A 26,254-nucleotide genomic window follows, 5' to 3' on the forward strand; every position below is an offset into this window, starting at 1 on the left:
TACAGCATTCACCCGTTGCAGTTATCGACCGACACAACCGGAAACAAAATCGCCATGGCGTCTCGGGTGCGCCGCTGTCCCCATTTTCTCGCCAAGTTCGACGTGGGCACGCGGCCAAGTCGGGGCCAAGTCATTGCCGCGACGCGTTCAATTTCGAGGGAACTGTTGCCCGCGCGCCCCATGAAATCGGGCCGCGCCGACCCTATTTGTTGCCAGCCCGAACCCGCCGTCCCAAATGAAATGAGCCTTATGTCCGACCAGACCATCGCCGCGCCGATCGACGACCAGCAGGAGCGCGGCTTCTCGCGCTACCAATCGTTCCTGATCGCGCTGCTCGCCTTCACGCAATTCACGCTGATCCTCGACTTCATCATCATGTCGCCGCTCGGCGCCATTCTGATGCCGTCGCTGAACATCACGGCCGGGCAATTCGGCGTCGCGGTCTCGGCCTACGCGTTCGCGGCCGGGATTTCCGGCGTCCTCGCCGCCGGCTTTGCCGATCGCTTCGACCGCAAGCGGCTGCTGCTGTTCTTCTATGTCGGCTTCATGCTCGGCACCGTGCTCTGCGCGCTGGCGCAGAATTTTCACGTGCTGCTGCTCGGCCGCATCGTCACCGGCGTGTTCGGCGGGGTGATCGGCTCCGTCGTGCTTGCCATCGTCACCGACCTGTTCCCGCTGCAACAGCGCGGCCGCGCCATGGGCATCCTGCAGACGGCGTTCGCCGCGAGCCAGGTGCTCGGCGTCCCGGCCGGCCTGTTCCTGGCCAATCACTTTAACTGGCACATCTGCTTCGTGGCCATTGTCGGCCTGTCGATTGCGGCGATCGCGGCGATTGCGATCGCGATGCAGCCGGTCGATGCCCATCTCAAATTGCAGCACGACAGCAATCCGTTCCGCCATCTGATCGCGACCGTGGGCCAGCCGCGCTACACGCTGGCTTTCCTGGTGACCACGCTGCTCGCGACCGGCGGCTTCATGCTGATGCCGTTCGGCAGCGCCTTCACCGTGCACAATCTCGGCATCGACATCGTCCACCTGCCGACGATCTATCTCGTCTCGGGCCTGTTCAGCATCATCATCGGGCCGCTGGTCGGCCGCGCCAGCGATGCGTTCGGCAAATATCCGACCTTCGTGTTCGGCTGCGTGGTGTCCGTCATCATGGTGCTGATCTACACCAACCTCGGCCACGTCTCGCTGCTGACCGCGATCCTGGTCAATGTGCTGATGTTCATCGGCATCTTCTCGCGCATGATCCCGTCCCAGGCGCTGATGTCGGCGATTCCCGACGCCAGCCAGCGCGGATCGTTCAGCGCGATCTCGGCCTCGGTGCAGCAGCTGTCGGGCGGGCTGGGCTCGGTCTTTGCGGCGGCAATCATCGCGGAAAATCCCGACGGTTCGCTGCTGCATTTCGACCGGCTAGGCTACATCGTCGTCGCAACGACCATCATTTCGATGATCGCGATGTATTTCGTGCAGCGGCCGATCGCGCGACGCGCGGGCCGGCGGATCGTGTGACGGCAGGGGCCGCTCGTTCCGGCTACGCGGGCTTCGGCAGCTACATTTGAAGCGAGGAAACGAGAGGAATTGCGCAGAATGCTTTGTCAAGCAAGGCCTTGCGAAGGCGCTGCGCAACACCGCGGAGCTTCGGGTGGTGTTCCACCAGCCGCTTGGTGCGGTCCACCGCGGACATCACTCCGGCGGCCTGTCGGCCGAGCCTGGTGAGCGGAATGAAACTGTCGAACAATGGCTCGTCGTCCTTGCAGAACAGCCGCTTGTACTCATGCGAGCCGAGGCCGAAGTCGAAGGCGCGATAGTGCCGGCCGGCAAAATGATGGATGATTTCCTGCATCAGGAGCAGGCCGGGACTGATTTCGCGTTGTCTGACAAAGTATAGGTGTTGAACATCGTCGAGAAGCGGTGGCCATCGGCAGCCAAGGCGAAGATCGCGATCACTTCCTCGTCGCATTCGAGCGCATGGATTTCGATGACACGGCCGCCGTGGGACAGCCTTGTCGTGCAGGCGGCGCGGATGAAGTTCTCCACCGCGCCTTCGGCGAACACATTGGACACCTTCCGCTCGGCCAACCGCTCCGACTTCACGCGGAAAAACCAGTCGAGCAGACGGGCAATGTCGGCATCAGTGGAGGCAACGTGATAGCGGTAGCCGGTCAGCTCCAGCAGTTTGCGCTGCTTGAGCTTCATGCGGCGGGAGGCATTGCCGATCAGGTTCGCGGCCGTTGCGCCCGGCTCGATTGTGCGCATCGGGCAGTTCAAGACCAGGGGCTCATGAGGCAGCAGCGCCAGCGGGTTTTGCACGCCGCGCCACTGCGCCGGCTGCTGGCGCAACGCCAGCACGTCGACTTTGTCACGCTTGGCGAGCATCGCCATGAATGCGTGGAGATCGGCCTTCGTGGCACCCAAGGCGAACCCACGCTCCCACAGGCCCATATTGAAGGTTGCGTGCTCGCCGCCCATGAAGCTCGCGCGGCGGACGCCGAGAACCGTTTGCAGAGCAAGCGGGAGCAAGCCCCGTGGTTGGCCATCGCCGTCACGCGCGATGACGATGAAAGGCGACAGTCCCGCGCGCTCACCGACCTCACGCTGCCAGGGGGCGAGGAAGTCGAACCGCTGAAAGGGCGTGATGGAATGACTCGAGTTCTCAAGACTCCGCCAGATCATCTCGGCGGCGTCGAGATCATGGACGACGTCGACGGCGGCGATGCGCGCTGATTGAGCTCGCGCCGTCCGGCTTTCGATCGCGATCATCGCCAAGCTCTGTCGTGGTGCATAGTCGGAGCGCGGCTGGGGCCGTCCAGTCGGCGCCCGATCTGAGCGTAATTCGATGCCGGGACAAAATTGGCAAAATGCCGCAGGACGAGAGAACTGGGATTACCTCCATCGTTTATTCGTTGGTCATGAAGCTGTCGCTTCGCGCGACGCGCGGGCCGACGGATCGTGTGACGGCAGGGGCTGCGGCGGCGATCGCCGGCGTTCTCAAATTCCCAGCATCGGCCGACGTGTTCAGCCAATCGCAAACATGTCGGCACGCTCAATGATCAGATCGCGGAATAGTCTCGCGCGGCGCGACATCCAATGCGGGTCAGGATAGACGAGATGCATCGGTAGCGATGGTACCGCATAATCCGGCAGCAGATGAACAAGCCGGCCTGCGGCGATGTGTTCGACGGCGCACCAGCTTGGCAGCACCGCGACGCCGAGCCCCTCAACCGTCGCGAGCGTCATCACGTCGGCGTCGTCACAGGTCATGGACGGCGCGATCTCGACCACATGGCGGCCGGTCTCGGCTTCGAACGTCCACTGATTCCGCGGCGACAAGCGTGAATACGTTACGCTCGGCATGCGGCGCAGATGGTCGGGGAGGAGCGGGGCTTGATGCCGTGCGAGCAGTGAAGGGGCCGCCACCAGGAGGCGCTTGATGGTGCCGACGCGCCGCGCCACCAGCGAGCTGGAGTTCAGCATTCCGATCCGAATTGCCAGCTCCGTCCCGGTCTCCACCAGGTCTACGAACTGCTCGGTGAAGCTCGCATCGAGCCGCACGTCGGGATAGCGGCGAAGATACTCTGCGAAAATGCCGCGGAAAAAGTAGCGACCGAACGAGGTCGGCACAGTGATTCGCAAGGTCCCCGACGGACTGCGAACCCGGCTCTGCGCCGGCGTGCTGGCACTTTCCAACAGCGCGACGATATCCTTGGCGAGCTTGAGCACGCGATCGGCCTCCGGCGTCGGACGAACCTTGCGCGTAGTGCGGACGAACAGCCGGCAGCCGAACTCCGCCTCCAACAACGCCACGCGCTTGCTGATGGCCGGCTGTCCGAGGCCCAGATCGCTCGCGGCCTGGCTGAAGCTGCCGGCCTCCATCACGCGAATGAAGGTTTGCAGCGCATCGATTCGATCCATGCATTCCTCCCAGGAATTTGTAATATTCTTATCATTCCCTACATGGACACAGTCGATCCGGTCTAGCCTCTCGGTAACCAGGGAGGATCAACAATGAACAAATCGATCGGGATCGTCGGCGCCGGAATCGGGGGCCTGCATCTGGCTCTTTATCTCCAACAGCATGGGATCCAGGCGACGGTGCTGACCGACCGCACTCCGGAGCAGTACGCCTCGGCGCGGCTGATGAACACGGTCGCCCATCACAGCGTCACCATCGCGCGTGAGAACGAACTAGGCGTGAACCATTGGGATGACGCCGCCACGATCTACCACCACCACGACCATTTCTTTAATTTCCCAGGCAACGGGCTGCTGTTTCGCGGCGCGTTCAAGAAGCCGAGCCGGGCAGTGGATTACCGCATGTACCTGCCCGCGCTGATGAGGGATTTCGAGCATCGCGGCGGCAGCATCGAATATGCCAGCATCCAGGACGACGACATCCCGGCTCTGGTTTCACGCTTTGACCTTCTCGTCGTGTCGACCGGCAAAGGTGCGCTCGGGCGAATGTTCGCCCATCGGCCGGAGTTGTCCCCCTACAGCCAGCCACAGCGCCTGCTCTGCGTGGGCCTCTATGACGGCGTCGATCACGGCAGCCCGGACGGTGACGACCCGCGCGGTGTCACGCTCTCGGTGTCGCCCAGACATGGCGAGATGATCGTCATTCCGACGCTGTCATTCAGCGGCATGAAGACGGCGCTCCTGATGGAGAACATTCCCGGCGGCGACATGGCCGATCTGGTCTCGCTGAGCTACGACGCGGACCCTGCAGCCTTCCGCCAGACAATTCTCGACAAGCTGGAAAAGCATCATCCGCACACCTACAACCGGATCGACACCCATCGCTTCGGGCTTGCCCAGCCGCTCGACCTGCTGCAAGGCGCGGTGGTGCCGACCGTGCGGCAATCGTCGGTCGCCTTCGATGGTGAGAAATTCGCCGTCGCGCTGGGCGACGTACATTCAGTGGTCGACCCGCTGATGGGCCAAGGCGCCAACATCGCCTCCTACGCCGCCTTCGAACTCGGCAAGGCGATCGTGGAAACGGTGGCCTTCGACGCACGCTTCATTGAGGAGGTGGATCGCGCCCGCGAAAATCGCGTGTTCGCGGCTGCGCGCTGGACGAATCTGATGCTGCGGCCGCCGTCCGAGGCGATGGGTCGGCTGATCCTCACCATGGCGCAGGACCGAGAACTCTGCGACGAGTTCACCGATAATTTCAACTACCCGGAGCGTCAGTGGGATCGTGTCGCGACCGACAAGCGCATCCACGCTTGGATCGACAGGCGCGCGCCGCTCGCTGCCTGACGCAACAATGATCGCGAGCCGGCCGTACGGTCCACTTGCACCAGGCCGCGACTGCGTGCCGACAAACCATCTCTCGAACCACACGCCGAAAGGCGCGACCTCTTGCCGTTTCGCCATGGAGCGCGATCGATGAACCCGCATCCCGATCCGGCGAGCTTCCGGGCGGCCGCTGCGCGATTCCCCACAGGCGTGACAGTCGTGGCGAGCATCGACCGCGACGGCACTCCGGTCGGCATGACGGCCAACAGCTTCACGACCGTCTCCACCAAACCGCCGACCGTGCTGGTCTCGGTGATGCGAGGGCGGACCTGGCAGGCGATCATGGATTCGAAGCGTTACGCCGTGAATGTCCTTCACGCGGAAGATCTCGCACTCTGCGCGCACTTCTCCGGCGGGCCGCGGGCCGAAAGCTCGCCATCGCTGGTCGAACGGGAAGAGTTTCCGGTCCTGTCGCAAGCGATCGCCCAGTTCGCTTGCGACGTGGTCCGGTCAATTGACGTCGCCGACCACACGCTGTTCATTGGCGAGGTCCGCTGGTGCCGGCAGCGAGACGGTTCCCCGCTCGCCTTTTATTCCAGCCGATTCTGCAACGGGCTCGGCATGACGATCGAGCCCGCGGAGGCAGTCGCCTATCCCGCCGACGGATGGGCGATCTAAGGCGAAGCGCGAAGCCTTCGCGCGACGACCCCTGGAGAACCCGAAATTTGCGGCGCACTGGAGCGGTGGCGCCACGGGGGAACGATCGCAAGCGCCAGTTGAGCAGGGTGCCTGCCAAGCTCGTCAAGCCCGTCCTGAGATGGTGGAATGAAGATCGGGGACAGAGTCGAAGTCGTGGCGATTCCAGATACGCTACCGGAATACACGGGAACGCGGACATTCTTCACGAGGTGTCTCGGCCGCCATTTTCCGACCGTCGATCTCAAGGGAGAACTGGTCGAACTCGAAGTCGGCGAGGTGGTCGAGGAGTCCAGCTACATGCACTCGATTTGGATCGAACGAGATTACGTCCGTCGCGTCTAACGACGAGAAATGAGGGCCAACGGTAGAATCGCTGTCTCGCCTCTACCCTCGCTGGGTGACGGCTTGCCCGCACCCACCCCCCCGGATACTGAGCGATTTCAATCGCTTAAAAAGGGGGTGGTGCCCAGGAAAGGACTCGAACCTTCACGGCCGTTAAGCCACTGGCACCTGAAGCCAGCGCGTCTACCAATTCCGCCACCTGGGCATGTGGAGCGGCTTAGTAAGGATCGGTTGCGCGCTTGTCAAATTCGCGATTGGAAATTCAAATACCCTGTACAGGATAAGGCCGATGGCGTATCGCCAGACGGTTAACCTACGTCAATCGCTCTCGAATCCCACAGGAATCACCCCATGGCATCGAACCTGGACACGCTGGTCACGGTCTTCGGCGGATCGGGTTTTCTGGGGCGGAACGTGGTCCGGGCGCTCTGCAAGCGCGATTACCGCGTCCGAGTCGCGGTGCGGCGGCCCGAGCTAGCCGGCCATCTGCAGCCGCTCGGCCGGGTCGGGCAGATCCATGCCGTCCAGGCCAATGTGCGCTACCCGGCCTCGGTCGAGGCGGCGATGCGTGATTCGCATATTGCCATCAACCTGGTCGGCATCCTGGCCGAGGGCGGCGGGCAGAGCTTCGATGCCGTGCAGGTGAAGGGCGCCGAGACCATCGCCAAGGCGGCGGCCGCGGCCGGCGGGCGGATGGTCCATGTCTCGGCGATCGGGGCCGACGCGGATTCGCCCTCGAGCTATTTCCGCGCCAAGGCGGGCGGCGAGGCAGCGGTGCTGGCGGCGTTGCCGTCGGCCACCATCATGCGGCCGTCGCTGCTGTTCGGGCCCGAGGATCAGTTCACCAACCGCTTTGCGGCGCTGGCACGGATGTCACCGGTGCTGCCGCTGGTCGGCGGCGGGGTCAACACGGTGCAGCCGGCCTATGTCGGCGACGTCGCGGACGCCGTGGTCCATGCCGTGGAAGGCAAGGCGAAGCAGGGCGCAGCTTACGAGCTCGGCGGGCCGGAAGTGCTGACCATGCGCGAGGTGATGCAGATCATCCTCAAGATCACCCAGCGCGATCGCATGCTGGCGCCGCTACCGTTCGGCCTCGCCAAGTTCCAGTCGTACTTCCTGCAGTTCGCGCCGGGGCCGTTCACGCTGACGCCGGACCAGGTCGAGATGCTGCGTTCGGACAATGTGGTGTCCGACGCCGCCAAGGCCGCCGGCCTGACCTTCGCAGGCCTCGGCATCTCGCCGGATTCGATGGAAGCGATCGCCCCGCAATATCTCTGGCGCTTCCGCGCGACGGGTCAGTTCCAGAAGAAGAGCGCGTAGGCAGCTCTCTCCACCTGTCGTCCCGGCCAAGCCAACGGGTCGCGCGAACGCGCGCCCGATGACAGGCTCCGCGCGAGCCGGCACGGCACCACTACGTTTTTCCCACGCTACCAATCCCTTCCCCGTCACCCCCGCGCAAAGGCTTTGCCTTTGTCGCTGGAGGTGCGAGCCTTGCGGCGCAATTGCGCCGCTGGGCGAGCCTCGAAGGATGAACGGCCAGGATCAGGGCCGTCGCCCTTCGAGACGGCCGCTTTGCGGCCTCCTCAGGGTGACGGTGATGGGATGGTGTCCATCGCGCCTTACCGTCCCATCGCCAGCGCGATCAGGCCGAGCGTGCCGACGATCACGCGCCACCAGGCGAAGAAGGTGAAGCCGCGGCGGGTGACGAAGTTGAGGAAGGCCCGCACCACGATCATCGCCGTGATGAACGACACCACGAAGCCGACCGCGATGACGCTGAGATTGTCGGAGGTGAAGTCGGCCCGGTTCTTGTAGAAATCATAGGCGAACGCGCCGACCATGGTCGGGATCGCGAGGAAGAACGAGAACTCCGCCGCCGAGCGCTTGTCGGCGCCGAGCAGCATCGCCGCCACGATGCTGGCGCCCGAGCGCGACACGCCGGGAATCATCGCCAGGCACTGCGCGACGCCGATCCAGAAATACATCAGCAGCGGGAAGCGGGTCGCATCGTCCTCGTACACTTTGAGATCGAGCTGATCGACCCACAGCAACACGGCGCCGCCGACGATCAGCGTGAAGCAGACCACCCACGGATTGAACAGGAACTCCTTGATGTATTTGCCGGCGATCAGGCCGATCACGACCGCGGGCAGGAACGCCACCAGCACGCCGATCACGAAGCGGCGGTCGTCGGGATTGCTGAACATGCCAAGCGCCACGCGCCACAATTTGACGAAGTAGAGCGCGAGGATCGCGAGGATCGCTCCGAGCTGGATCAGGATCGCAAAGCTCTTCCAGAAATTGCCTTCGCCCAGATTGAAGAAGCGCTCCGCAAGCAGCAGGTGACCTGTCGAGGAGACCGGCAGGAACTCCGTGACGCCCTCGATGATGCCGAGAATCACCGCCCGCAGCATATCCGTCATCATGTTGTGGCCTGCCCTGTGTGGAAAACGGGATTCTTCTCGCTTATTCGCACATTGGCCGCAATCGCAAAAAATCGTCAAACAATGGGTTACCCGACCGATTTGCTGAGCTATAGCGTTTTTGTGACCCGCGCCATCTGCGGGGGTGGCTACCGGTTTGCGTGCTGACGCGACATAGAGACGACCGGAACTGGTCTGGCCAAAGCACAGGTCCAGGCCGCACAGGTTGATGATTTCTTAAGCGCCGCGAAACTACCAAGGGCTTCATGTACACGCTGTATCACCATCCGTTCTGTCCGCATTCGCGCTTCATTCGGCTCGTGCTCGGCGAGTATGGGCTCGATTTGCGTCTTGTGGAGGAACGGGTGTGGGAACGGCGCGAGGCGTTCCTGGCGCTCAATCCGGCAGCCACCACGCCGGTACTGATCGCCGAGAGCTTTCCGCCGATTCCGGGTGCGCCTGTGATCGCCGAATATGTCGACGAGACGCACGGCCTCGATGCCGGCGATCGGCGGCTGTTGCCGACGTCGACGGCCGAGCGCGTCGAGGTGCGCCGGCTGATGGCGTGGTTCAACGAGAAATTCTTCGAGGAAGCCTCCAACCCGCTGGTGACCGAGCGGATCTACAAGCGGTTCATGAGCGAGGATAATGGCGGCGGCCCGCCGGCGCCCGACATCATGCGCGCCGCCAAGGTCAATGTGCGCTATCATCTGAGCTATATCGGCTGGCTGGCGAAGACGCGGAACTATCTCGCCGGTGACCGCCTGACCTACGCGGATCTCGCCGCCGCGGCGCATCTCTCGGCGATCGACTATCTAGGCGACGTGCCATGGAGCGAGGACGACGCGGCAAAGTCGTGGTACGCGCGGGTGAAGTCCCGCCCGTCGTTCCGCCCGCTGCTCAGCGAATGGCTGGCGGGGGTGCCGGCGTCGCGCACCTATGTGGATCTCGACTTCTGAACCCGGCGGTCAGGCTCTCCCCTTCCGATCTCAAGGCAGCGCTTCAGCGCGAGGCGCATGCGCTCGGCTTCGACGCCGTCGGCTTCACCGCGCCTGATGCGACCAGCGAGGCCGGAAAATATTTCCTCGAATTCCTCGGCTCCGGCGGCCATGGCGACATGGACTGGCTCGCGGCCAATCCGGAGCGGCGCACCGATCCGCGCGTGCTGTGGGGCGGCGTGCGCTCGATCATCATGCTCGGCGTCAATTACGGGCCCGACGACGACCCGCTCGACATCCTTGCACGCCGGTCGCATGGCGCGATCTCGGTCTATGCGCAGGGCGACGACTATCATGACGTGATCAAGAAGCGGCTGAAGGTCCTGGCGCGCTGGCTCGCCACGATCACCGGCGATGAGGTGAAGGTGTTCGTCGACACCGCCGCTGTCATGGAGAAGCCGCTTGCCCAGGCAGCCGGCATCGGCTGGCAGGGCAAGCACACCAACCTCGTGTCGCGCGAATTCGGCTCGTGGCTGTTTCTCGGCGCGATCTATTCGGCTACCGAGCTGCCGCGCGATGTTGCCGAGGCCGATCATTGCGGCAGCTGCCGCGCCTGCCAGGACATCTGTCCGACCGCGGCGTTCCCCGCGCCCTACAAGCTCGATGCGCGGCGCTGCATCTCGTATCTGACGATCGAGAACAAGGGTCCGATCCCGCACGAATTCCGCAAGAGCATCGGCAACCGCATCTATGGCTGCGACGATTGTCTCGCGGTGTGTCCGTGGAACAAGTTCGCGCAAGCGGGGCGCGAGCAGAAGCTCGCCGCGCGCGATGCGCTGCGGGCGCCCGCGCTTGCCGATCTCGCACGGCTCGATGATGCCGCCTTCCGCGCGCTGTTCACAAAGTCGCCGGTCAAGCGCATCGGCCGCGACCGCTTCATCCGCAATGTGCTGATCGCGATCGGCAACTCCGGTGACGCAAGCCTTGCCGCTGAAGCGCGGCGTTTGCTCGACGACGCGAGCCCGCTGGTGCGCGGCGCCGCGGTGTGGGCGCTGTCGCAACTGACCGCCCGCGAAGCATTCGCGGCGCTGGCGTCGCGGGCTGGCGGCGAGCCCGACGTCACCGTGCAGCAGGAGTGGCGCGCGGCCACCGCCTCTTGATTTCATCGCGCCATTCCCGTCATGGTCGCACGCCATGACAAACCAGCCCTTCTTCACCAGGCACGGCGACGGCTTCATGCCGACGGCCGTTGCGAACGGACCGTGGAGTCCGGAATCCCTGCACGGCCGCGTCGTGATCGGCCTCCTCGCCTTCGTCATCGAGGAGCGCCACGGCTCCGACGATTTCGTCCCCGCCCGGCTGACGGTCGACATGTTCCGGCTGCCCAACATCACGACGCCGATCGAGGTGACGACGAAGCTCGTGCGCGACGGCATGCGCATCAAGATGATCGAGGCCGAGTTTGTCTCCGGCGGCACCAGCATGGCGCGCGCCTCCTGCCAATTGTTGCGCAGGACGGAAAATGCACCTGGCAATGTGTGGTCGCCGCCGAACTGGCAGGTGCCGGCGCCATCGGAGATTCCGAAGCCGACCGATCCGAGGCTCGGCATGAACGGCAAATGGGAGACGCGGCCGATCGTCGGCCATATGGGCTCGCTCGGCGAGCGACGGCTCTGGATGAGCGAGGTGCGCGAGCTCGTCGCGGGCGTGAAGATGACGCCGTTCGTCCATGTCGCGACCGGCGCGGATTTCGCCAGCCCCTTCGCCAATGCCGGCGACCAGGGGCTCGGCTACATCAACAGCGACGTCACGATCTATCTGCATCGTTTGCCGGCGACCAACTGGATCGGCTTCGAGGTCGTCAACCATCACGCCACGGACGGCATCGCGATCGGCGAATGCTGGCTCTATGACGAGAAGGGTCCGATCGGCACCTCCACGGTGGCCGCGCTCGCCCAGCGCAAGCCGATGACCAATCCGCCGCCGCCGTAGGCTCTCACCGTCGTCATTGCGAGCGAAGCGAAGCAATCCATGTCTCGGCTTGCCGAGGCGTGGATTGCTTCGTCGCTTCGCTCCTCGCAATGACGACGGAGAGTCCTCACGCCAGATGCCGCTGCATCTCCGGCCGCGCTTTCAGCTCCGCGCCCTGCTTGCCGACGATCTTGGCGATCCGCTCCGGCGCGAAGTTCAAATCGACGAAGGCCGGCGCGGTGTTGGCGATCTCGTGGTACTCCGTGATCTTGCCGTCGCGCAGCCGCATGATCGCGACGCCCTCGAACATCGCACGCGCGCCCTTGGCTTCCGGCAAGGTCGAGCGGTAGCTGAACGTGTAGCGCGCGTAGAGCGTTGTGCCATCGCTCACGGGATCATGCATCACCCAGCGGAAATCGGTCGCGGTCCGGTAGAACCAGTCGTCGATCATCTCGCCGATTTTGCCGTGGCCCTTGAAGGCACCGTAGAACACATCGTGATAGACGCCGTCCTCGGTGAAAAGGCTAGCGAAGGCCTTGCCGTTGCGCTGCTCGACCGCGTCGCAGAACGCGCGCAGCATTGTTGTCGTGTCCATTGGTATCCTCTCCCGGCTCCTCGCTTCTTCTTCCCTCTCCCCTTGTGGGAGAGGGTGGATCGAATGAGCGAGAGCTCATTCGAGACGGGTGAGGGGTCTGTGTCCGCGGAGAGAACCCCTCATCCGGCGCGGACATCGTCCGCGCCACCTTCTCCCACAAGGGGAGAAGGAAAAAAGCTTAGCCGATCTCCGCCACCGCGACGATGATGCGGGCGATGTCCTGCGGACGCGACAAGCGGTGGTCGCCGTCCTGGATCATGGTGAGCACGACATCTTCAGCCGGCAGGCGGTGCACCAGCGCGAAGGCGTGCTTCCACGGCACGTCGGGATCCTGCGCGCCCTGCAGGATGCGCACCGGGCAGCCGACGTCGATCTTGCTTCCGAGCAGCAAATGTTTGCGGCCCTCCTCGATCAGATTGCGTGTGATCGGATAGGGCGTGCCGTCGCCATAGTCGGACGGACGCAGCCACATGCCCTTGGCCTCGATCTCGGCGCGGACCTCCGGCGAGAAGGCCTTCCACATCAGCTCCTCGGTGAAGTCGGGCGCCGGCGCGATCAGCACGAGGCCGGCGAGCTGTGCTTTCCCGTTCCCGCGCCTGGCAATCTCGCGTGCGAGCAGCAGCGCCATCCAGCCGCCCATCGAGGACCCGATCACGACCTGCGGCCCACTGCAGAACTGCGAGAACACGGCCACGCTCTCCTCGAGCCAGCGGCCGATGGTGCCGTCGGCGAAATCGCCGCCGGATTCGCCGTGGCCGGAATAGTCGAACCTGACGCAGCCGCGGCCGTGCTCGGCCGCCCACGCATCGAGCGCCAGCGCCTTGGTGCCGGCCATGTCGGACTTGAAGCCGCCGAGCCAGAACAGCCCGGGATTGCTGCCGGCACGGGCCCGCACCGCGATCCGGCGCGCCTCGCTGCCCTCGCCGACCTCGATGAAGGCAGGTTCCTGTTCCGATGCGGCGGTTTGGCTCATGGTTCGGTCACTCGCGTGTCAGACATCTGCTTTTCAATTGTCGCGCGGCACCGGTCAACGGCTGCGACCCCTGCCTTGCGGAGCAGACGAGCCCGCTATATGTGCCGGGCGTGGCCAAAATGCCTCGCAATTGGCGGTTTTGCCGCTTAAGAAGCGAGTTCGCTTGCCCGTTGCAGCATCTTGCTTCAAAATATCCGCCTTCCCTTTCACAACTTTGGAGAGTTACCCATTCGCCGTCCCAATAGAGCCCCGCCCACAGTCGCCAAAGAAGGGCCGCGCACCAATGACGAGATTCGCAACGCACAGATCCAGCTGATCGATGCGGAGGGTGTCAATCAGGGCACCGTCGAAACCATGGTGGCCATCAAGATGGCCATGGAAGCCGGCATGGATCTCGTCGAGATTTCGCCGAATACCAGCCCTCCCGTCTGCAAGATCATGGACTACGGGAAGTACAAGTATTCCGCGCAGAAGAAGGCTGCCGAAGCTCGCAAGAAGCAGAAGGTCGTCGAGATCAAGGAGATCAAGCTCCGCCCGATGATCGACGATCACGACTATGACGTGAAGATGCGCGCGATGCAGCGCTTCTTCGAGGAAGGCGACAAGGTCAAGATCACCTTGCGCTACCGCGGTCGTGAGATGGCGCACCAGGAGATCGGCACCAAGCTGCTGGACAAGGTGAAGGCCGACGTCGCCGAATTCGCCAAGGTCGAGCAGGACGCGAAGTTCGAGGGCCGCCAGGTCGTGATGGTTCTGGCGCCACGCTAGTTCGAATTTGTCGCTTTGTTGAAATGAAATGGCCCGTCAGGCGATCTGGCGGGCTGTTTCGTTTCCGTAGCCCGGATCCACCTCCCCTTGAAAAGGGGAGGTCGCTTTGCTCGCCGAGCAAAGCGGGTGGGGATTTGCTGTCCCCGCAGACGGGATCGCTTGCGGCTGACCCCCATCCCGACCTTCCCCCTTTCAGGGGGAAGGGGAAGACGGTTCCGACCCCGATTTCGCGCCGCAAACGTTGCAAAACCGCCGATCCTCTGTCATAAGCCGGGCCTTCGCCGCCCGGCTGATCAAGGGCTGCCGTGGCGACGTCTGGTGCAGGTTCTTTCAATTCGGAAAAAACCTTAGCACTTTCAACGCTCTAACGAGCATTTTAGCCGGCCGGACGCCTCTCGGGGCGATTTTCGTGCTGTGCGACAGGAGAGCCAAATGCCCAAGTTGAAGACCAAGTCGGGCGCTAAAAAGCGCTTCAAGGTGACCGCCACTGGCAAAGTCATGCACGCCCAGCGCGGCAAGCGCCACGGCATGATCAAGCGGACGAAGAAGCAAATCCGTCAGCTCCGCGGCACCCGCGTGCTGTTCAAGACCGACGGCGACAACGTCAAGAAGTACTTCTTGCCGAACGCCTGATCGCACCGATCGCTTGAACCCTCGCCGCGACTGCGCGGCGCCCCGTCACCTCTTCCAGATCAAGGATTTCCGTCATGTCTCGCGTCAAACGCGGTGTGACCGCTCACGCCAAGCACAAGAAAGTCTACAAGGCCGCCAAGGGCTATTACGGCCGCCGCAAGAACACCATCCGCGTCGCCAAGCAGGCCGTCGAAAAGGCCGGCCAGTACGCCTTCCGCGACCGCAAGCGCAAGAAGCGCACCTTCCGCGCGCTCTGGATCCAGCGCATCAACGCCGCGGTCCGTCCGTTCGGCATGACCTACAGCGTGTTTATCAACGGCCTCTCCAAGTCGGGCGTCGTCGTCGACCGCAAGGTGCTGTCGGATCTCGCGATCCACGAGCCGGTTGCGTTCCAGGCGATCGCCGAGAAGGCCAAGGCCGCGCTGGCCGCCTGATCCTGGCGGGGCGGCCCTAACGCGATTTGGGGCCCGCCTTCAGCGCCTTCTGCGAATAGCGCTGGGCGACGATCGCCCGGCAGAACGCCGTGAACGAGCGGTACATGGTGCCGCTTTCGTGGTCGTATTTGTGGTCGCAGCGCTTGAGCTGGCCGGCATAGGCCTTCTTCTGCGACGCTCCGAGGCCGGACAGGAAGTCCCCCTCGCACCTCTTCTCGACCACGGCGCCGAACTGGACGTCTCCGCTGGCGCCGTATTCGCACGCCTCGAAGATCTTCATCGCGCGGTTGCAGCTCGGCGCCTTCTGAAGCTCCGCGATGATGTCGTCCATCTGGGTCGATTTGGCGGGACATTCCTCGGTCGCGGCATGCGCCGTGGTGAGCATCAACAGCACCGCCGGCACGGCCAGGCAAGATCGCAGCAACATCGCGTGGGCCTCCTTGAACTCCCCTTGGGTAGCCCGGCCTCCGCGCGGGGTTCAATGCTGCCGGCCACCGGCTCGAAATGACCGGCTTTTCGCTTGACGTTACCGCCTTCGGGCGGCGACAACCCAGCCGAATTTTGGCGCATGGTATCGGTTCGGGTAGCGGTTCTTCCCACTGGGTCATGCTCCGCTCAAGCGCAGGAATTGACCGTGTCCGACCTCGCAACGCTCGAACAATCCATCCTCGACCAGATCGCCTCAGCCGCTGACGAGGCCGCCCTCGAGGCGGTCCGCGTCTCGGCGCTCGGCAAGAAGGGCTCGATCTCGGCCTTGCTCGCCACCCTCGGCAAGATGTCGCCGGAGGAGCGCAAGACCGAAGGCGCGAAGATCAACCTCGCCAAGGATGCGGTGACGCAGGCGCTCGCGGCCAGGCGCGACGTGCTGAAAGCGGCCGCGCTCGATGCGCGCCTCGCCGCCGAGACCATCGACGTCACGCTGGCGCTGCGCGAGGCGCCGGCGGAGACCGGCCGCATCCATCCGCTGAGCCAGGTCTGGGACGAGCTCACCACGATCTTCGCCGACATGGGCTTTGCGGTCGCCGAAGGTCCCGACATCGAGACCGACGACTACAACTTCACCAAGCTGAACTTCCCCGAAGGCCATCCGGCGCGCGAGATGCACGACACCTTCTTCTTCAACCCGAAGGAGGACGGCTCGCGCATGCTGCTGCGGACCCACACTTCGCCGGTGCAGGTGCGCACCATGCTGACCCAGCAGCCGCCGATCCGCGTGATCTGCCCGGGCCGCACCTATCGCATCGATTCGGATGCGACGCACACGCCGCAATTCCACCAGGTCGAGGGCCTGGTGATCGACAAGGGCTCGCATCTCGGCCACCTCAAATGGATCCTGCACGAGTTCTGCAAGGCGTTCTTCGAGGTCGACCACATCAACATGCGGTTCCGGCCCTCGTTCTTCCCGTTCACCGAGCCGTCGCTCGAGGTCGACATCCAGTGCCGCCGCGACAAGGGCGAGATCCGCTTCGGCGAGGGCGAGGACTGGCTGGAGATTCTCGGCTGCGGCATGGTGCACCCCAACGTGCTGCGCGCCTGCGGCCTCGATCCCGACGTCTACCAGGGTTTTGCCTGGGGCATGGGCATCGACCGCATCGCGATGCTGAAATACGGCATCGCCGACCTGCGCCAATTGTTCGACAGCGACGTGCGCTGGCTCAGCCACTACGGCTTCAAGCCGCTCGACATCCCGTCGATCGCGGGAGGGCTGAGTACGTGAGTCAGGTTCTCCTTGACCTACGTCGCGCTCTCTCCGACAGCGCAACGTCCTTCCGAGCAAGTGGCTTACGCCTCTCCCCAATCCTCCCCCGCAAAGGGGGAGGGAGCCCTGCCGCCGTCGCAAGCACGCTAGTCAACACCAACAAGAACCGAGGCATGCAGCCGTGAAGTTCACCCTCTCCTGGCTGAAGGAACATCTCGAGACCGACGAGCCGCTCGACAAGCTCGCTGACAAGCTCACCATGATCGGGCTCGAGGTCGAGAACATCGAGGACAAGGCGAAGGCGCTGGCGCCGTTCACCATCGCGCGTGTGATCTCGGCCGAGCAGCATCCGAATGCCGACCGGCTGCGTGTCTGCATGGTCGACACCGGCGACGGGGCTGAGCCGGTGCAGGTGGTGTGCGGCGCGCCGAATGCGCGTGCCGGGCTGATCAGCGTGTTCTCGCCGCCCGGCACCTACATCCCCGGCAAGAACATCACCCTCGGCGTCGGCACTATCAGAGGCGTCGAGAGCCGCGGCATGCTGTGCTCGGCGGCGGAATTGCAGATCTCCGAGGATCACGACGGCATCATGGAGCTGCCGGCGGACGCGCCGCTCGGCAAGGGCTATGCCGACTGGGCCGGGCTCGGCGATCCCACCATCGAGATCAATTTGACGCCGAACCGGCAGGACTGCACCGGCGTGCACGGCATCGCGCGCGATCTGTCCGCCGCCGACATGGGCAAGTTCAAAGACCCCGGCATCAGGCCGATCAAGGGCGAATTCCCCTGCCCGGTCGAGGTGAAGGTGGAAGACGCCACGCTGTGTCCGGGCTTCGCGCTGCGGCTGGTGCGCGGCGTGAAGAACGGCCCGTCGCCGGAATGGCTGCAGAAGCGGCTGACCTCGATCGGCCTGCGCCCGATCAACGCGCTAGTCGACATCACCAACTTCATGACCTACGACCGCGCCCGCCCGCTGCACGTGTTCGACGCCAAGAAGGTGCAGGGCAACCTCACCGTCCGCCGCGCCAAGGACGGCGAGACGCTGCTCGCGCTCGACGGCCGCACCTATACGCTCGACAGCAACATCTGCGTGATCGCCGACGAGCACGGCGTCGAATCGCTCGCCGGCATCATGGGCGGCGAAGCCTCGGGCTGCGACGACAACACCACCGACGTGCTGATCGAATCGGCGCTCTGGAACGAGATCAACATCGCGCAGACCGGCCGCAAGCTCGGCATCAATTCGGACGCGCGCTATCGCTTCGAGCGCGGCGTCGATCCGGCCTTCATGGTGCCCGGGCTCGAGCTCGCGACCAAGCTGGTGCTGGCGCTGTGCGGCGGCACGCCGTCCGAGAACGTCGTGGTCGGCAAGCAGTTCGGCGAGGATCGCGTCATCGACTTCCCGCTCAGTGAAGTGAAGCGCCTCGCCGGCATCGAGGTGCCGCTGGTCGAGGTGAAGCTGATCCTCACCCGGCTCGGCTTCATGCTGGCCGGCAACGGCCCCGTGGTGAAGATCGCGATCCCGTCCTGGCGCACCGACGTGCACGGCAAGGCCGACATCGTCGAGGAGATCGTGCGCATCGTCGGCGTCGACAAGGTGCCGATGACGCCGTTCGAGCGCGGCGAGGAGCCGCGCAAGCCGGTGCTGACGCCGATGCAGCTGCGCACCCGCCGTGCCAAGCGCGCGCTCGGCGTGCGCGGCATGGTGGAAGCCGTGACCTGGTCGTTCATCACCAATGACGCGGCAAAACTGTTCGGCGGCGGCCAGAGCGAGCTCGTGCTTGCCAACCCGATCGCGGCCGATCTCTCCGACATGCGGCCGAGCCTGCTGCCGGGCCTCGTCGCGACGGTTCAGGCCAACATCAATCGTGGCTATCCCGATGTGGCACTGTTCGAGGTCGGCCAGGTGTTCCGCGGCGACCGCCCGGAGGACCAGTTGGTCGCCGCCTCCGGCGTGCGCCATGGCTTCGCCTCGGCGAAGGGGATCGGGCGGCACTGGACCGGCTCGGCTGCGGCGGATGCGATGGATGCCAAGGCCGACGCCTTCGCCGTGCTGGCGGCCGCCGGCGCGCCGATGCAGGCGCTGCAGATCGTCCCCGGCGGTCCGGCCTGGCTGCATCCGGGGCGCTCCGGCACCATCCAGATCGGCCCGCAGAACGTGCTCGGCACTTTCGGCGAGCTGCATCCGCGTGCGGCCGAGGCGCTCGGCGCCGACGGCCCGATGATCGTGTTCGAGGTGATCCTCGAGCGCATCCCGCAAGGCAAGCAGCGGGCGACGCGCGCCAAGCCGGTGCTGGAGCTCTCGGCATTCCAGCCGGTGTCGCGCGACTTCGCCTTCATCGTCGATCGCGGCGTCAAGGCGGGCGACATCGTCCGCGCGGCGCAGAATGTCGACAAGAAGCTGATCACTGATGTGACCGTGTTCGACGTCTACGAAGGCAAGGGCATCGACCCCGACAAGAAGTCGATCGCGATCGCGGTGACGATCCAGCCGCGCGAGAAGACCATGACCGACCAGGAGATCGACGCGGTCGCCGCCAAGGTCGTCGCCGATGTGACCAAGAAGACCGGCGGCACGCTGCGCGGGTGATGTGAACCACAGGCGGTCTATTGCACCGTCACCCTGAGGAGGCCGCGTAGCGGCCGTCTCGAAGGGTCGACGGCCCCGCCTGTGGCCGTGCATCCTTCGAGGCTCGCTCTGCTCGCACCTCCAGCGACAAAGGCGAAGCCTTTGCGCGGGGATGACGGGTCTGAGTAGGGGCGCTTTGAATTGCCAGCCAGCTAGTCGAATCTCGTTATCCTTTCATGACCTCCTTCAGCCTGATCCCCTCCGACATCTCGACCAGCATCGCGCTCGCGATTTGCGCGATCGCCTTCGTGTCGGGCACGGCGCGCGGCTTCTCGGGCTTCGGCTCGGCGCTGATCTTCATGCCGCTCGCGAGCAGCGTCGCGGCGCCGCGGCTGGTGGCGGCGCTGCTGCTCGTCATCGACTTCATCGCCGCCACGCCGCTGCTGCCGAACGCCTGGACCCACGCCGACCGCAAGGCGACCGCGGTCATGGTCGCCGGCGCGCTGGTCGGCGTCCCCATCGGCACCTATTTCCTGACCGTGCTCGAGCCTGTCACGACGCGCTGGATCATCTCCTGCTTCGTCGCGGTGCTGCTCGCACTGCTGCTGTCGGGCTGGCGCTATCACGGCAAGGAGCACGTCGCCCTCTCCGTCGGCGTCGGCGGCCTCTCCGGCTTCTGCAGCGGCCTCGCGCAGACCGGCGGCCCGCCGATCGTCGCCTACTGGCTGGGCCGCCCGATCTCGTCGGTGATCTCGCGCGCCAATATCGTGCTGTTCTTCGGTGCCTCGGACTTCTTCTCGCTGGTCAGCTACTGGTTCACCGGCCTGATCACGATCGAATCGGTCAAGTTCTCGCTGATCGTCGGCCCGATCTACGGCATCGGAGTCTGGTTCGGCGCCGCGCTGTTCGGCAAGGCGAGCGAAAATGTGTTTCGCGCGATCTGCTACGCGCTGATCGCGGCTGCCGTCATCGTCGGCCTGCCGGCGCTTGATGGCATCCTGCGCGGCGGCTAGGGTCGCAGCACAAAAAAGAGACCAGGGAGACACCGATGATCGATCGCCGCAACGCATTGAAACTGGTGCTCGGCAGCGCCGCCGTGCTCGCGGCACCGGGCGTGCGCGCGCAAACCGACAAGGCGCGGACCCGCATCGTGTTCCTCGGCACCAAGGGCGGGCCGCGCGTCGGCAACGGCGCTTCGAACCCTGCCAATCTCGTCGTCGTCAACGATACCCCGTTCGTGATCGATTGCGGCATGGGCGTCAGCCGCCAGCTTGTGCGCGCGGGCGTGCCGATCCCGCAGGTCAAGTACATCTTCATCAGCCATCATCATTCCGATCACAATCTGGAATACGGCAATCTGTTCTACAACGCCTGGGCGGCCGGCCTCTCGACGCCGATCCATTCGTTCGGCCCCAAGGGCATCGAGGCGATGACCAAGGAATATTGGGAGCTGAACAAGTTCGACGTCGAGACCCGGATCGAGGACGAAGGCCGCCCGGACCCGCGCAAGCTGCTGATCGCGAAAGACATCAGGGACGACGGTGTGGTGCTGAAGACATCGGACATCACCGTGACCGCGTTCCGCACGCCGCATCCGCCGATCACGGATAACTTCGCCTACAAGTTCGAGACCCCGGACGGCACCATCGTGTTCTCCAGCGACACCGCCTACAACCCGAAGCTCGCCGAATTTGCCAAGGGCGTCGACGTGCTGGTGCACGAGTGTCTCTATGTCCCCGCGGTCGATCGCCTGGTCGCCACGACCAAGAACGGCGCCACGCTGAAGAAGCATCTGCTCGACAGCCACACCTCGACCGAGGACGTCGGCCGCATCGCAGCCGCCGCCGGCGTGAAGACGCTGGTGCTCAGTCACTTCGTCCCCGGCGACGATCGGCAGGTCACCGACGATGACTGGACGAGGGACGTGAAGAAGAACTATTCCGGCCGCATCGTGGTGGCCAAGGATCTAATGGAGCTGAAGCTGCCGGTGTGATCGGACAAATCATGTCGCGAGAATGCGGATTCATGACCACCTGCTGCGCAACATACTCGGTGCCGTCCCTGCGAACGCAGGGACCCATAACCACGAACGGTTATTGGTGAACGATGGTGGAACGACGAGTCCCGATCACAACATCTGCTGCGGCGTATGGGTCCCTGCTTTCGCAGGGACGACATCTGTTGTGCGGCAGCACTCGCCACCAAATCAAATCATCGCACACACGACGGTAAGGCCGGCCGCGCTCAACCGTCACCTCGCCCGACCGTCAATTCATCGCCCCGGAGCGAGGCGACGTGCGGCGCTTGTGTTTTGCGGCGGGCGCGGCGGGCGCCGGTGTCGCTTCCTTCGCCCCGCCGATCCTGCGCAGCGCGGCGTCGGCGGCGCGCTCGCCGCTGTCCCAGGCGCCGTCGATGGTGCCCCACAGCGTCTCATGGGTGGCCTCGCCCGCGAAATACATCGCGCCGATCGGCTCGGCCAGGATTCGGCGCGAGAATTGTGCGCCGGGTGCAGCAGCCGACATCGCGCCCATAATGAAGGGCTGTGCATTCCAGCGCGTCGCGCTGGTCTTCTTCACGGCGGCGCCGACCTCGCTGCCATAGAGCTTGGTCAGCCATTCCACCGCGAAAGCCGACATCGCCTGCTCGCCCTGCGCCGACAGGTCGCGGCCGAACGAGCCTGCGACGTCGATCGTACACAGCGAGGAGCCTGCGATATTGCCGTAGAGCAGCGCCGTCTTGGTCGAATTGCTCTGCTCGATGATGACGTCATCGCGCGACAGTCCGAGCGGATTGCCGGGGATCTGCAGCGCGATGCGATCGTAGCTGCCGAGGCTGAGCTTGGCGGCGGCATCGAGCGCGCGCTTCGGAAGCTCCGGCGCGAATTTGATATTGCCGCTCGCGAGCACGTTGCTCGACACCGTGACGATGGCGGCGCGCGCGGTGATCTTGCCGGAGGGCGTCTCAACCATGACGTCGCGATTGCTCCACAGGATACGCTGCGCCGGCGTCGACAGCGCCAGCGGCAGTCCTTCGCCGAGCTTTGCGATCAGCGCCCCGAGCCCCTGCCGGCAAGCGATCGCGGTGTTGCGATCCTGCGCGCGCACCTTGTCGACGGCGGAAAGATCCTTCAGATCCTTGCCGCAGAAACTGGGCCCGAGCAGGAATTCCGCGGTGCCGGCCCAATCGCCGAGGTCCTTCGGCATCGCTGCGGCGCAGGCGATATCGGCCTTGCGCGCAGCGTCGTCGATCGCGCGATTGGCGCGCACCAGCGCCGCCAGAAACTCCTCGGTCTCGCCGGGACGGGCGTAGCGCCGGCCGATGCGAATCTTCTGCCCCGCAGGCGCCGTGACGATGTCGAGGCCCGCGGAGCGGGCCAGCCGGATCATCGGATTGGTCTCGGGATTGTGCATCCAGCGCGCGCCGCGGTCGAACGGCACACCGAATGTCGACGCGTCGGTCTGGCAGCGACCGCCGACCTGGCCTGCCGCTTCCACCACGATCACCTTGCGGTTGGCCGCAACGATCCGTCGCGCCGCGGCAATGCCTGCGGCCCCCGCGCCGATCACGACGATGTCGGCCTCGCGCAGCGGCGGCTGCGCGGCAAGCACCCGGCCGCCCAGCGCAGGCACCAGCGCGAAAGCTGCGGACGCCGACAGGAAATCGCGGCGGGTCACGGTCATGACATAGCTTCTGGCATGGTTTCCGGGGACTTGCGGAGAACGGGAACGCTTCGCGAACTGTGCCGCATCTCACCGACCGCAGCAACCATCATGGTAAATCAATCATGATTGATCCGCCGATGGCATGAACTAAATTGCAACAGCTTGCGACCATGATTAAGTGAAACACAAGCGGTCATAGAACCGCTGGGGGGAATCCATGGGCGTAATGCTCGATACCGTCGGTAACCTGCAGAAGGAAGTCCCCGGTTACGAGCCGTTCACGCCGAGCGATCCGGACCATCTGCGGAGCATCATGCAGCCCGGCGACGTGCTGCTGGTCGAAGGCAACAACCGGATTTCCGGCATCATCAAATACCTCACGCAGTCGACCTGGTCGCACGCCGCGCTGTTTGTCGGACCGATCGACGGCGCGTTCGAGCCTGACGGCGAACAGCATGTGCTGATCGAGGCCAATATCGGCGAAGGCGTGACCTCCGCGCCGCTGTCGAAATATCTCGCTTACCACACCCGCCTCTGCCGTCCGGTCGGACTGTCGTTCGAGGACCGCACCACGGTGTGCCGCTACGCCATCAACCGCATCGGCTTCGGCTACGACACCAAGAACATCGTCGATCTCGCGCGCTATCTGTTTCCGCTGCCGATCCCGCAGCGCTGGCGCCGCCGCATGATCGCGTTCGGCTCCGGCGATCCGACCAAGATCATCTGCTCGGCGCTGATCGCGCAGGCGTTCGACGCCGTGCGCTATCCGATCCTGCCCAAGATCACGCGCGCCGCCAGCCGCAAGGCGCGCCGCGAGATCCTGCATATCCGCGATTCTTCGCTCTACATGCCTCGCGATTTCGACATCTCGCCCTATTTCGAAGTCGTCAAACCCACCATCGTGCACGGTTTCGACTATACGGCCCTGCACTGGGCCGACAAGCAGAAGCCGCTCCAGGAGGTGGCGGGCGAATTCGGTGTGTTTCCAGAACGTAAGTCGCCGCCGCTTGTTCCTGAAGCGACTGACGAAGAGACGGCGCTTCCGGCTGCGGAAATGACCGCCGAAGGTCGCGCGCCGGTGTGACGATCAGAACGTTGCCGCAAGCGTCAGCCGAACGGCAAGCGGCTCGGCAGGATGCACATGGCGGTCGGCGACGCCATCGATCGGCTCGCCCGGCAGCCGCGACAGATAGTAGTATTCGATCTGGTTGGTTTGCGCGTTGAAGAGATTGAGGACGTCGAGCTGCAGCCGCATCCCGTTGTCGAATTTGTAGCCGGCGCGGGCGTTGACGATGAATGACGACAGCGAGCGCACGCTGTCATCCTCGATCAGCGGGCGCGGGCCGAAATAGCGGGCGCGCAGGCTGCCGAACCAGCCGGTCTCGCGGCCGAAGGTGACGCCGCCGCTGGCGACCCAGGCCGGCGCACCCGGAATGAAATTGCCGGCCGGATCGACATCCGTGAAGCGGGCGCGGGTATAGGCGAGGTCGAAATCGAGGCTCACCCACGGCAAGAGCTTGTACTGGTTGGTCCACTCGACGCCGACGCGCCGGCTCGGCCGGCTCGGCTCGGTGGTGCCGGCATCGCCGACGAACAGCAGCTCGGAATCGAAATCGAGCACGAACACGGCGAGCGACGAGGTGAGGCCGTCGATCGCCCTGGTGCGGATGCCGAGCTCGGCGCCCTTCGAGCGCACCAGCAGCGGCACGCGCTCGAGCGGCGTCACCTTGTCATTGGGATCGACGGTGATGGTCGCGCCCCTGATGTCGTTGGAATGCAAGCCGAAGCCGGCATTGCCGTAGAACTCGGTCCTGGACCAGGGGCCGAGCACGATGCCGGCCTTCGGGCTCGTCATCGCCGCCTGGGCGTTGCCGGAATTCTGCGGCGTGTCGCTCAGCACATGGCCGGCAAAATAATCCTCGCGGATGCCGACCGTGGTGCGCAGCCAGTCGGTCCAGCGCGCGGTGGTATCGGCCCACAGCGCGACGCTGCCCTCCTGCACCTGGTCGTTGCGCACGCTGGACAGGATCTCGCGCTGCACGGTCTTGAACAGACCGACATTGATGTCGTCGTAGCGGGTCTGCACGCCGACCCGGGTCTGCGTATCGACGCCGGCGAAACGAAGGTCGAAAGCATGGCTGGCGTCGAGGCCATAGACGGTGCGCCTGTCGGTCTGGCTGAACTGGTCACCGTTGACGGGGTCGTCGAGGAAATAGGTGAAGTTGTTGTCAATCTGCAGCGACGAGCGGATCACATAGGCGTTGAGCTTGCTCTGCCCGTAGTCGCTGGACTGCGCCCAGTTGCCGGACAGGCTGAAGCGGCTGGCGGTGCCGCCATCGGTCGGATCGAGCGTGCCATAACGGCCGATCAGGCCCTGGTCGATCGCACGTTGCGCGACCTGGTCGGTCGAATTCCAGCCATTGGAATAGGCCATCGCGGTCAGCGAGAAGCCGTCGGTCGCGATACCCTGGCTATAGCGCAGTACGCCGTTGAGCTTGCGAATGTCGTCGGGCACGTCCCACGGGCCATTGTATTTGTTGGCCTCGAAGGCTGCGAGCAGCGTGCCATCGCCGGCCTTGGCCGAGCTGGCTGTCATCGCGCGCAGATAGCCGAAGCTGCCAACCGTCAGCTCGGCGATGTTCTTCGGCAGTGCGTTCAGATAATTGATGTCGACCGCGCCGGCGGAAGCGAAGTCGCCCTTGTCCGCGTAGTATGGACCCTTGCGGACATCCATCGACCGGATCAGCTCCGGGATCAGGAAATTGATGTCGGCATAGCCCTGGCCATGACCATGGGTCGGCATGTTGACCGGCATGCCGTCGACGGTGATGGCGAGGTCAGTGCCGTGATCGAGATTGAAGCCGCGCAGAAAATATTGATTGGCTTTGCCCTCGCCGGAATGCTGAGTGACGATCAGACCCGGCACCACCTCCAGAACTTCGCCGACGCGCGAGATCGGCCGCGCATTCACCTCGTCGCCGCTGATCTGCCGCGCGCTGGCGGCGGTCGGTTGCAGATCGGACTCGGACACGGTCGCCGAGCCGCCGGTGATTCCGTCGCTCGCAGCGGTGGGTTGACTTGGTTGGAGCGCGGCAGGCTTGCGGCCGCCGCTGGCGACATGGCGCGGACGCCGGGACGGTCTGGCGTGCCTGGGTGGCGCCTGGTCCGGCAACGTTACCGTCACCGGCGGCAACTGGCCGGGCACGGTGGCGACCGCCTGCGCTTCGGCGGCCGGCGCAAATGCTGCAATGGACGCGGCGGCGGGAAATATCCGCCATGCAGTACGACGCAACGCCCATGCCCCCGC

Annotated in this window: 23 protein-coding genes, 1 tRNA gene and 1 pseudogene; 16 read left to right on the plus strand and 9 right to left on the minus strand. The window is 64.6% G+C overall.

The genetic code is table 11. From position 1 onward, the window contains the following. The first annotated feature begins 249 nt into the window (after positions 1 to 249). Entirely contained in the window at positions 250 to 1,515 is a 1,266-nt protein-coding gene (locus tag Q2M23_RS30990) for an MFS transporter (protein ID WP_057020388.1), read from the plus strand. Between the two features lie 40 nt (positions 1,516 to 1,555). Here Q2M23_RS30990 and Q2M23_RS30995 read toward each other — a convergent pair. Both Q2M23_RS30995 and Q2M23_RS31000 read right to left on the minus strand, forming a co-directional pair. Further along, positions 1,556 to 2,766: pseudogene (locus Q2M23_RS30995) on the minus strand (GNAT family N-acetyltransferase). 255 nt (positions 2,767 to 3,021) lie between these two features. Next, positions 3,022 to 3,918, minus strand: a complete 897-nt coding sequence (locus Q2M23_RS31000; protein WP_057020387.1) for a LysR family transcriptional regulator — start codon at positions 3,916 to 3,918, stop codon at positions 3,022 to 3,024. Positions 3,919 to 4,011: 93 nt separating this feature from the next. Between Q2M23_RS31000 and styA the strand changes: the two genes are divergently transcribed. The 3 genes from styA to Q2M23_RS31015 all read left to right on the plus strand — a co-directional run bounded on the left by styA (position 4,012) and on the right by Q2M23_RS31015 (position 6,282). Continuing rightward, entirely contained in the window at positions 4,012 to 5,262 is a 1,251-nt protein-coding gene (styA, locus tag Q2M23_RS31005) for a styrene monooxygenase subunit StyA (protein ID WP_316398075.1), read from the plus strand. Between the two features lie 129 nt (positions 5,263 to 5,391). Further along, positions 5,392 to 5,919: a flavin reductase family protein gene (locus Q2M23_RS31010; protein ID WP_316398076.1), complete on the plus strand. Its 528-nt coding sequence runs from the start codon at positions 5,392 to 5,394 to the stop codon at positions 5,917 to 5,919. Positions 5,920 to 6,093: 174 nt separating this feature from the next. After that, positions 6,094 to 6,282, plus strand: a complete 189-nt coding sequence (locus Q2M23_RS31015; RefSeq protein WP_316398077.1) for a hypothetical protein — start codon at positions 6,094 to 6,096, stop codon at positions 6,280 to 6,282. A gap of 118 nt (positions 6,283 to 6,400) precedes the next feature. Here Q2M23_RS31015 and Q2M23_RS31020 read toward each other — a convergent pair. Next, positions 6,401 to 6,487 (minus strand) — tRNA-Leu (locus Q2M23_RS31020). Between the two features lie 146 nt (positions 6,488 to 6,633). Here Q2M23_RS31020 and Q2M23_RS31025 point away from each other — a divergent pair. Beyond that, positions 6,634 to 7,602: a complex I NDUFA9 subunit family protein gene (locus tag Q2M23_RS31025; RefSeq protein WP_168856198.1), complete on the plus strand. Its 969-nt coding sequence runs from the start codon at positions 6,634 to 6,636 to the stop codon at positions 7,600 to 7,602. Positions 7,603 to 7,901: 299 nt separating this feature from the next. On the opposite strand, the gene Q2M23_RS31030 is transcribed toward Q2M23_RS31025, so the two are convergent. Then, positions 7,902 to 8,708 carry an undecaprenyl-diphosphate phosphatase gene (locus tag Q2M23_RS31030; protein WP_316398078.1) on the minus strand — a complete coding sequence of 269 codons (807 nt, stop codon included), beginning with the start codon at positions 8,706 to 8,708 and terminating at the stop codon, positions 7,902 to 7,904. 263 nt (positions 8,709 to 8,971) lie between these two features. Here Q2M23_RS31030 and Q2M23_RS31035 point away from each other — a divergent pair, with 263 nt between their 5' ends. From Q2M23_RS31035 to Q2M23_RS31045, 3 genes are read left to right on the plus strand one after another with little or no spacing between them, the layout of a single operon-like run. Further along, entirely contained in the window at positions 8,972 to 9,664 is a 693-nt protein-coding gene (locus Q2M23_RS31035; protein ID WP_057020382.1) for a glutathione S-transferase family protein, read from the plus strand. Next, on the plus strand, positions 9,613 to 10,803 hold the full coding sequence (gene queG / locus Q2M23_RS31040) for a tRNA epoxyqueuosine(34) reductase QueG (RefSeq protein WP_316398079.1): 1,191 nt from the start codon (positions 9,613 to 9,615) through the stop codon (positions 10,801 to 10,803). Before Q2M23_RS31035 ends, queG begins: the two co-directional genes overlap by 52 nt. A gap of 34 nt (positions 10,804 to 10,837) precedes the next feature. After that, on the plus strand, positions 10,838 to 11,635 hold the full coding sequence (locus tag Q2M23_RS31045) for an acyl-CoA thioesterase domain-containing protein (protein WP_168856196.1): 798 nt from the start codon (positions 10,838 to 10,840) through the stop codon (positions 11,633 to 11,635). Positions 11,636 to 11,741: 106 nt separating this feature from the next. Here the strand turns inward: Q2M23_RS31045 and Q2M23_RS31050 are convergent, their stop codons facing one another. Together Q2M23_RS31050 and Q2M23_RS31055 are read right to left on the minus strand one after the other, a co-directional pair. Further along, on the minus strand, positions 11,742 to 12,209 hold the full coding sequence (locus tag Q2M23_RS31050) for a nuclear transport factor 2 family protein (protein WP_316398080.1): 468 nt from the start codon (positions 12,207 to 12,209) through the stop codon (positions 11,742 to 11,744). Between the two features lie 178 nt (positions 12,210 to 12,387). Then, positions 12,388 to 13,182 (minus strand): alpha/beta hydrolase, encoded by a 795-nt coding sequence (locus tag Q2M23_RS31055; protein ID WP_168856194.1) that lies wholly within the window; start codon positions 13,180 to 13,182, stop codon positions 12,388 to 12,390. A gap of 228 nt (positions 13,183 to 13,410) precedes the next feature. Between Q2M23_RS31055 and infC the strand changes: the two genes are divergently transcribed. From infC to rplT, 3 genes are all read left to right on the plus strand, one after another. After that, entirely contained in the window at positions 13,411 to 13,950 is a 540-nt protein-coding gene (infC, locus tag Q2M23_RS31060; protein WP_026192043.1) for a translation initiation factor IF-3, read from the plus strand. Positions 13,951 to 14,382: 432 nt separating this feature from the next. Then, a complete protein-coding gene (gene rpmI / locus Q2M23_RS31065; RefSeq protein WP_008539890.1) occupies positions 14,383 to 14,583 on the plus strand; it encodes a 50S ribosomal protein L35 in 201 nt (66 codons plus the stop codon). A gap of 74 nt (positions 14,584 to 14,657) precedes the next feature. Continuing rightward, complete coding sequence (rplT, locus tag Q2M23_RS31070) at positions 14,658 to 15,017, plus strand: 50S ribosomal protein L20 (RefSeq protein ID WP_018269297.1); 360 nt, start codon at positions 14,658 to 14,660, stop codon at positions 15,015 to 15,017. Positions 15,018 to 15,033: 16 nt separating this feature from the next. On the opposite strand, the gene Q2M23_RS31075 is transcribed toward rplT, so the two are convergent. Beyond that, on the minus strand, positions 15,034 to 15,444 hold the full coding sequence (locus Q2M23_RS31075) for a hypothetical protein (RefSeq protein WP_057020377.1): 411 nt from the start codon (positions 15,442 to 15,444) through the stop codon (positions 15,034 to 15,036). Between the two features lie 207 nt (positions 15,445 to 15,651). On the opposite strand from Q2M23_RS31075, the gene pheS reads away from it, so the two are divergent. The 4 genes from pheS to Q2M23_RS31095 all read left to right on the plus strand — a co-directional run bounded on the left by pheS (position 15,652) and on the right by Q2M23_RS31095 (position 21,278). After that, positions 15,652 to 16,734, plus strand: coding sequence for a phenylalanine--tRNA ligase subunit alpha (gene pheS / locus Q2M23_RS31080; RefSeq protein ID WP_316398081.1), 1,083 nt, complete (start codon positions 15,652 to 15,654; stop codon positions 16,732 to 16,734). Positions 16,735 to 16,897: 163 nt separating this feature from the next. After that, entirely contained in the window at positions 16,898 to 19,306 is a 2,409-nt protein-coding gene (gene pheT, locus Q2M23_RS31085; protein ID WP_316398082.1) for a phenylalanine--tRNA ligase subunit beta, read from the plus strand. Between the two features lie 215 nt (positions 19,307 to 19,521). Continuing rightward, positions 19,522 to 20,298 carry a sulfite exporter TauE/SafE family protein gene (locus tag Q2M23_RS31090; protein WP_076833750.1) on the plus strand — a complete coding sequence of 259 codons (777 nt, stop codon included), beginning with the start codon at positions 19,522 to 19,524 and terminating at the stop codon, positions 20,296 to 20,298. A gap of 35 nt (positions 20,299 to 20,333) precedes the next feature. Next, complete coding sequence (locus tag Q2M23_RS31095; RefSeq protein ID WP_316398083.1) at positions 20,334 to 21,278, plus strand: MBL fold metallo-hydrolase; 945 nt, start codon at positions 20,334 to 20,336, stop codon at positions 21,276 to 21,278. 274 nt (positions 21,279 to 21,552) lie between these two features. Here Q2M23_RS31095 and Q2M23_RS31100 read toward each other — a convergent pair whose 3' ends face one another. Beyond that, positions 21,553 to 22,965, minus strand: coding sequence for an NAD(P)/FAD-dependent oxidoreductase (locus Q2M23_RS31100; protein ID WP_316398084.1), 1,413 nt, complete (start codon positions 22,963 to 22,965; stop codon positions 21,553 to 21,555). 199 nt (positions 22,966 to 23,164) lie between these two features. On the opposite strand from Q2M23_RS31100, the gene Q2M23_RS31105 reads away from it, so the two are divergent. Next, positions 23,165 to 24,031, plus strand: a complete 867-nt coding sequence (locus Q2M23_RS31105; RefSeq protein WP_316398085.1) for a YiiX/YebB-like N1pC/P60 family cysteine hydrolase — start codon at positions 23,165 to 23,167, stop codon at positions 24,029 to 24,031. A 3-nt stretch (positions 24,032 to 24,034) separates the two neighbouring features. Here Q2M23_RS31105 and Q2M23_RS31110 read toward each other — a convergent pair whose 3' ends face one another. Beyond that, on the minus strand, positions 24,035 to 26,239 hold the full coding sequence (locus Q2M23_RS31110; RefSeq protein WP_316398086.1) for a TonB-dependent receptor: 2,205 nt from the start codon (positions 26,237 to 26,239) through the stop codon (positions 24,035 to 24,037). Positions 26,240 to 26,254 lie beyond the last annotated feature (15 nt).

This window comes from Bradyrhizobium sp. 33ap4 (assembly GCF_032654765.1).
Classification (GTDB): Bacteria; Pseudomonadota; Alphaproteobacteria; order Rhizobiales; family Xanthobacteraceae; genus Bradyrhizobium; species Bradyrhizobium australafricanum.